The following is a 6216-nucleotide window of genomic DNA, read 5'->3' on the forward strand; positions in this document are numbered from 1 at the left end:
ACCGTCTGCAGGCCGGGGCAGGCCGGACGGGATTCTTGGTGCGCGACGGATCAATCCATCGCGACGAATTGTCTCTTCAAAGCAGCGTCAGTTGCACCTGGTCTTTCCCGGCGGCAACGAACTGATCGGTCCGCAGCGTGCGCCGTTCGGCATTGAGACCAAGCCGCTTGGCTGTGATCTCGAAGCGCCGGCCGATCTGCCAGGCATAGGGACCGGCGCCCTTCATGCGCTTGCCCCATTCCGAATCGTAGTCTTTGCCGTCACGCATGGAGCGGACAAGCGACATCACATGGCGGTAACGGTCGGGATAATGGCGCAGCAGCCAGTCCTTGAAGATCGGGCTGACCTCCAGCGGCAGCCGCAGGATCACATAACCCGCCTCGCGCGCGCCGGCCGCACGTGCCGAATCGAGGATGCGTTCCATCTCCGGATCAGTCAGGCCCGGAATGATCGGAGCCACCATGACCGACGCCGGAATGCCGGCATCCGAAAGCTGCCGGATCGCTTCCAGCCGCTTGGTCGGCGTCGACGCGCGCGGCTCCATGGTGCGCGCCAGCATGCGGTCGAGCGTCGTCACCGACAGCGCCACCTTGGCGAGCCCTCGTTCGGCCATGCGCGACAGGATATCGATATCGCGCGTCACCAGGGCGGACTTTGTCACGATGCCGACCGGATGGCCGCGCGCTTCCAGCACTTCGAGGATTTCGCGCATGATCCGGTATTGCTTCTCGATCGGCTGGTAGGGGTCGGTGTTGGTGCCGATGGCGATGGTGCGCGGCTGATAGCTGTCCTTCGAAAGCTCCTTGTCGAGCAAGCGCGCCGCATCAGGTTTGGCGAACAGCTTCGATTCGAAATCCAGACCCGGCGACAGGCCCATGAACGCGTGCGTCGGGCGGGCAAAGCAATAGACGCAGCCATGCTCGCAGCCGCGATAAGGGTTGATGGAACGGTCGAAGGAAATGTCGGGCGATTCGTTGCGGGTGATGATGGTGCGCGGCTTCTCGACCTGCACTTCGGTCTTGAAGGGGGGCAGTTCTTCCAGCGAATTCCAGCCATCGTCGAACACGTGCCGGCTGACTGGCTCGAATCGGCCGGACGGGTTGATGCCGGCCGACCTGCCGCGGTTGCGGTCCGGGCGGACACGCATGCCGCTCTGCTCGACCATCGCATTGGCCATCTCGGCTCTTCCTGCTCCGAAAGCTGCAATGTCGGCGCGCACGATCTGTTCCATTTTCGCCCGCTCCCAGGGACTGTCCGTGTTGTGTCGAATCGCTCTGTTCATGAAATTATTCCTATTTCATCGATGAGAACAAAGCAAGAACTTTCTATGGTGCGATGCAAAACTGGCGCTGTGCGGCGCTTTCCGCTATTCGGCTAAGGATGCTCAGTGTTCTCATCGAAACCCGCAATGACGAGGAGGGCCTCGCCCGCACGCTCGCCTCGCTGATTGGCGGCGCGGTCGAAGGCGTGGTGCGTGAAGTCATCGTCTGCGACACAGGCTCCGCCGACCAGACGCATCGTGTGGCCGAGCATGCCGGCTGTCAGTACGTGACCGGCGGTGTCGCTGCCGGCATCCGCCAGGCCAAGGGGGACTGGTTGCTGCTCCTGGAACCGGGCGCGCGGTTGGTGGAGGGCTGGATCGATGAGGTTGTCGCGCATACGGCCAGGCAGACCATGGCCGCACGGTTTTCGCGCACGCGGGCCAGCCGCACGCCATTCCTGGCACGGGTCTTTTCGGGAAACCGCGCCCTGGCCGACGGATTGCTGATCAGCAAGCGTCAGGCGGCGGCCGCGGCCAAGAGTGCCGGCAGTGCTGAGGCCATCGCCCGCGGCCTCGCAACGAAGCGGCTCGACGCCGAGATCTGGATGGCGCCCGCCAAGCAGGAACGCCGCTCCTCGACATGATTTTTTGCAGCTGCTCAGGCCATTGTGCATTGCACAAAATCTGACGCGGGGTTAGCGTCCGTTCAAGCGGGAATTGGGTTTGGGACATGCCGAGTGGCGAGCACCGATGCGGCATCGGTGGTGCTCTCATAGCCGAGGACCCAATGAAGCTTTCAACCCCCGACACATCCGGCGCGGCCAGTCTCGAGGCTATTGCGCGCGACGGCAGTCTGTTGCGACGCATCGCGGTGCGCATTCCGACCTATCTCAAGGACCTGCGCGAAAACCCCGCCTGGCTGCCGATGTTCGTGCTGGCGCGCACAATGCCTGGACGCCGCATGCATTGGCTGGGCGCAAAACGCGCCCGCCCGGTCGCCAATGCCGGGGATACGATGTTTGCCGGTGTCGAACGGGGAGCGGTCGTCGATGCGTTGCGCTCCGACGGGCTGTTCTCAGGCTTGGTCCTGCCGCCTGATATCCATGAAGAGATCGCCGACTTCGCCGGGCGCACGCCTTGCTTCGGCAATTTCGACCGCCGTCTCGAATTCATGCCGGGGGAACATGCCGAGGCCGAGAAACGCCTTGGCCGCTCGCTGCTCAGCGGGCATTTTTTCGAGCGCATCCTCGACTGCCCGGCGGCGCTTGCCATCCAGCGCGATCCGCTGCTTCTGGATATTGCCGCGCACTATCTCGGCGGCCAGGCAAAACTGATCACGACGCGCGTCTGGTGGAGTTTTCTAACCGGTGCCGCTTCGGATGCCGACAAGAACCTCGCCTCGCTCGGCAAGTATCATTTCGACCTCGATGATTGGCGCATGCTGAAATTCTTCTTCTACCTCAAGCCGGTCGACGCCGACACCGGTCCGCATGTCTATGTCAGGGGCAGCCACAAGCGCCGCAGCCTCAAGCACCAGCTCACGCTTCTGGTTGGCCACCCCGCGCAACAGGTCCTGGATGTCTATGGCGAGCAGAGCCCGGTGACGCTGACCGGCGAGGCCGGTCTCGGTTTCGTCGAGGACCCTTTTGGCTTCCATATGGGCACCGTGCCGGCACGCACGCCCCGACTGATGATGGAAGTCGGCTTCGGCGTCTCGCCGCCGTCGCGCCGGCGGTTTCATGGCGAGCCGGTCATCCGCTGAGAGCGACGCTTGCCTCGGCTTTACGGAGCTGATTTGCCGCGCCGCAAATGCTCGTCCAGGCGCGGCATGATCTCGACGAAGTTGCACGGCATATGCCGGTAGTCGAGCTGTGCCTTCAGGATGCCGTCCCACGCGTCCTTGCAGGCGCCTGGCGAACCCGGCAGCACGAAGACGAAGGTGGCGTTGACGACGCCGCCGGTCGCCCGGCTCTGGATCGTCGAGGTGCCGATCTTGTCGTAGGAGATCCGGTGGAACACTTCCGAAAAGCCATCCATGCGCTTTTCGAAGATCGGCTCCAGCGCGTCCGGCGTCACGTCACGGCCGGTGAAACCGGTGCCGCCGGTGGTGATGACGACATCGATATTCTTGTCCCGCGACCACGCCAGAACCGTGTCGCGGATTTTTTCCCGATCGTCGGTGACGATATCGCGGGCCGCCAGCATATGGCCGGCCTCGGTGATGCGGTCGGCCAGCGTCTGGCCGGATTTGTCGTCGGCGAGGCTGCGCGTATCTGAAACGGTCAGCACCGCGATGCGCACGGGAATGAAGGAGCGGCTCTCGTCAATTCTGGCCATCAGATACCTCCGATGCGATGCTGCGCGTCGCCGCGACGAACCAGTCGGGCTGGCGGCCGCGGATTTCGGCGGCGGCGCGCTTGGCGACATTGCCGGTCTCGAACAGGCCGAAGCAGGTGGCGCCGGACCCGGACATCCGTGAAAAACCGGATCCGGCCTTGTTCAGCCAGGAAAGCGCCCTGCCGATAGCCGGCTGCATCGCCAGCGCGGCGGGCTCGAGGTCGTTGCGGGTGATCTCCAGCCAGTTGCGCAGGCTATGAAAATCGATGCTGCGCGGCAGCGGCGGCAAGGCCTCATTGTCGCGCCGGGAAAGCGCCGCAAAGACGTCCGCCGTCGAGACCGGGGTGCCCGGATTGACCAGCACCAGGCCAAGCGCCGAAAAATCCGGCACCATCGACAGTTCATCTCCGATGCCGCGCGCGACCAGAGGTCTGGCCGCCAGGCACATCGGCACATCGGCGCCGAGCGAGAGGCCGATCCGCGCCAGCTCTGCGCCGTCTATATCCAGGCCCCATGTCTCCACCAGCCCGCGCAGCACGGTCGCCGCGTCGCTCGAACCGCCGCCGACGCCGGAGGCGACCGGCAGGTTCTTTTCCAGCCGGATAGCGACCGGCGGTGTTCTCTCGTGCCCGACCGCCTGTCGCAGGGCATCGCGCGCCCTAGGCACCAGATTGCTGGCGTCGAGAGGAACCGCCGGGGCGTAGCGGCCGGACACGGTAAATTCATCGCTGTCGGCAGGCGCGATTTCGACCCTGTCGCCAAACCGCGTGAACACCGCCAGGCTCTCGATCAGATGATAGCCGTCAGGGCGCCTGCCGGTGACATGCAGCGCAAGATTGATCTTGGCGTGCGCGTGCCAGCTACGCGACCCGATGTCGGTGTCCACAATGGTCTGCGAAATGGTGCTCAGTCCTTGGCCAGCCGGTACTCGCCGGTCTTCGGATCCTTGACCAAAGTGCCCATCGCGCCGTTGGCCGTCTGCTTTTCGGTACGCCGCACCTTGGCGGTCACGCGTTCGGCTTCGCGGATGAAGGTGCGGTAGCCGAAATAGGCGGCGACGCCAACGACGGTGAAGAAAATGATCTGCGGCATACCAAAACTCCTCCCACGCTGGGCCGGCGAAGGTGGCCGGTCGGGTCGGTTAAGCTCTCATGCTAGACGCTTTTGCCGGGTTTTCAAAGCTCGAAGCGAGACCACAATGCGCGCTCTTCCGCCGCATCGATCAGGCCGCTGGCGGCAGCGCCTGCGATCTCGGGCGCTGAAAAGCCCTTGCTTGAGCCAAACAGGCCGAAGCGGCTGAGGAAACCGCGCGGTGTCGTGATCAGCCTGAGCTGGGTTTTCGCCCCGAAACGGGTCTTGAGCACCGTGCGCATGTCGCCGAGCGCATCGACCAGGCCGAGTTCAAGGCCCTTGATGCCGGTCCAGAACAGGCCGGTGAACAGGTCCGGGTCGTCTTTCAGTTTCGCGCCGCGCCGCTCCTTGACGAGGTCGATGAACGTGCCGTGCACCTCGAGCTGCAGCGCCTTCAGCCGCTCGACATCTTCCTTTTTCTCGGGCTTGAACGGGTCGAGCACCGCCTTGTTCTGGCCGGCGGTGTGGACGCGTCGCTCGATGCCGATCTTCTTCATCAGTTCCGGGAAGCCGAACGAAGCCGAGACCACGCCGATCGACCCGACGATGGAGGATGGGTCGGCGAAGATCTCATCACCGGCAACCGCGATCATGTAGCCACCCGACGCCGCCACGTCTTCGACGAAGACCAGTACCTTTCTGTTCTTTTCCGTGGCCAGGTCACGGATGCGCTTGAAGATCAGCCGCGACTGCACCGGCGAGCCGCCGGGCGAATTGATCGAGATGGCGACTGCCGGGGCGTCGTAGGAAAACGCCTTCTCAATGAGGCCAGCGGTGGAGGCCAGCGACAGGCTCGGCCGGAACTGGCCACCGCCTGCCATGATGGTGCCGTGCAGCCGGATGACCGGAATTGTGACGACGGTGGAGCGCCAGGATTTCGGCAGCAGGCGGTTGATAAGGCGTTTCACGAGGGCGCGGTCTCCGGTCGATAGGTTGCAGGCATGTAGGGATTTCCCGGCCAACGGCAATGTGGCCAGGCAGAATAGCTCAATCTCCAAACAGCGAGGCGAGGCCGTTGGTAATCATTTCGCTGCGCTCGTCAGGGCCGTTGCCTGATTGCGCGTGCAGCATCAGGGGCGGGCGGATGGCAAGCTTTCCCCGTGCCCCGAGCGCTGCCCGCACAACGATGCGGATTGCCGCGGCGTCTGGGCGAGGGTGGACGGCGAGCATTTCGGCATCGCCGAAGCGCCCTGCGATCGCATCGAGAATGGCGCCGAGCTGTTCGGGGCGGGCGATCACGGCAAGCCCGCCGCGCGGCCTGACCACCGCCGCCGCACTGCGGATCCAGCTCTCGAACACCCCGTCCTCCATGACATGGGCCTCTTTTCTGAGGCGATCGGGGGAGGCGCGGTCCCGGGGAGCGTTGAAGGGCGGGTTCATGATGACGAAGTCGAAATCATTGTCGGCGAGGCCGGCGGCCGCCCGCGCCCGGCCCGATACGGTGACATCGGCGACCAGCACGGAGGCGCGATCGCTCAGATGGGCAT

7 protein-coding genes and 1 pseudogene are annotated in these 6216 nt (G+C 64.3%); 2 read left to right on the forward strand and 6 right to left on the reverse strand.

Annotated features, from left to right (window positions below; translation table 11 throughout):
• Positions 1–76: 76 nt before the first annotated feature.
• The gene (locus ENZ74_RS18030) at positions 77–1231 is read right to left on the reverse strand and encodes a PA0069 family radical SAM protein (RefSeq protein ID WP_023808673.1); all 1155 of its coding nucleotides are present in this window, start codon (positions 1229–1231) and stop codon (positions 77–79) included.
• Between the two features lie 149 nt (positions 1232–1380).
• On the opposite strand from ENZ74_RS18030, the gene ENZ74_RS18035 reads away from it, so the two are divergent.
• Complete coding sequence (locus ENZ74_RS18035) at positions 1381–1905, forward strand: glycosyltransferase (protein WP_063167649.1); 525 nt, start codon at positions 1381–1383, stop codon at positions 1903–1905.
• 143 nt (positions 1906–2048) lie between these two features.
• Entirely contained in the window at positions 2049–3023 is a 975-nt protein-coding gene (locus tag ENZ74_RS18040; RefSeq protein ID WP_063167650.1) for a hypothetical protein, read from the forward strand.
• 20 nt (positions 3024–3043) lie between these two features.
• On the opposite strand, the gene moaB is transcribed toward ENZ74_RS18040, so the two are convergent.
• From moaB to ENZ74_RS18065, 5 genes and pseudogenes are all read right to left on the reverse strand, one after another.
• A complete protein-coding gene (gene moaB, locus ENZ74_RS18045) occupies positions 3044–3598 on the reverse strand; it encodes a molybdenum cofactor biosynthesis protein B (protein WP_024502637.1) in 555 nt (184 codons plus the stop codon).
• On the reverse strand, positions 3585–4484 hold the full coding sequence (locus ENZ74_RS18050; RefSeq protein ID WP_063167651.1) for a 4-(cytidine 5'-diphospho)-2-C-methyl-D-erythritol kinase: 900 nt from the start codon (positions 4482–4484) through the stop codon (positions 3585–3587). Before ENZ74_RS18050 ends, moaB begins: the two co-directional genes overlap by 14 nt.
• 20 nt (positions 4485–4504) lie before the next feature.
• The gene (locus tag ENZ74_RS18055; RefSeq protein WP_027164179.1) at positions 4505–4690 is read right to left on the reverse strand and encodes a membrane protein; all 186 of its coding nucleotides are present in this window, start codon (positions 4688–4690) and stop codon (positions 4505–4507) included.
• A gap of 83 nt (positions 4691–4773) precedes the next feature.
• Positions 4774–5637: a S49 family peptidase gene (locus ENZ74_RS18060; protein WP_027164178.1), complete on the reverse strand. Its 864-nt coding sequence runs from the start codon at positions 5635–5637 to the stop codon at positions 4774–4776.
• 79 nt (positions 5638–5716) lie between these two features.
• Positions 5717–6216, reverse strand: a pseudogene (locus tag ENZ74_RS18065) (methyltransferase); the annotation flags it as partial.

It is taken from the genome of Mesorhizobium sp. M7A.F.Ca.CA.002.15.2.1 (assembly GCF_003998715.1).
Classification (GTDB): Bacteria; Pseudomonadota; Alphaproteobacteria; order Rhizobiales; family Rhizobiaceae; genus Mesorhizobium; species Mesorhizobium ciceri.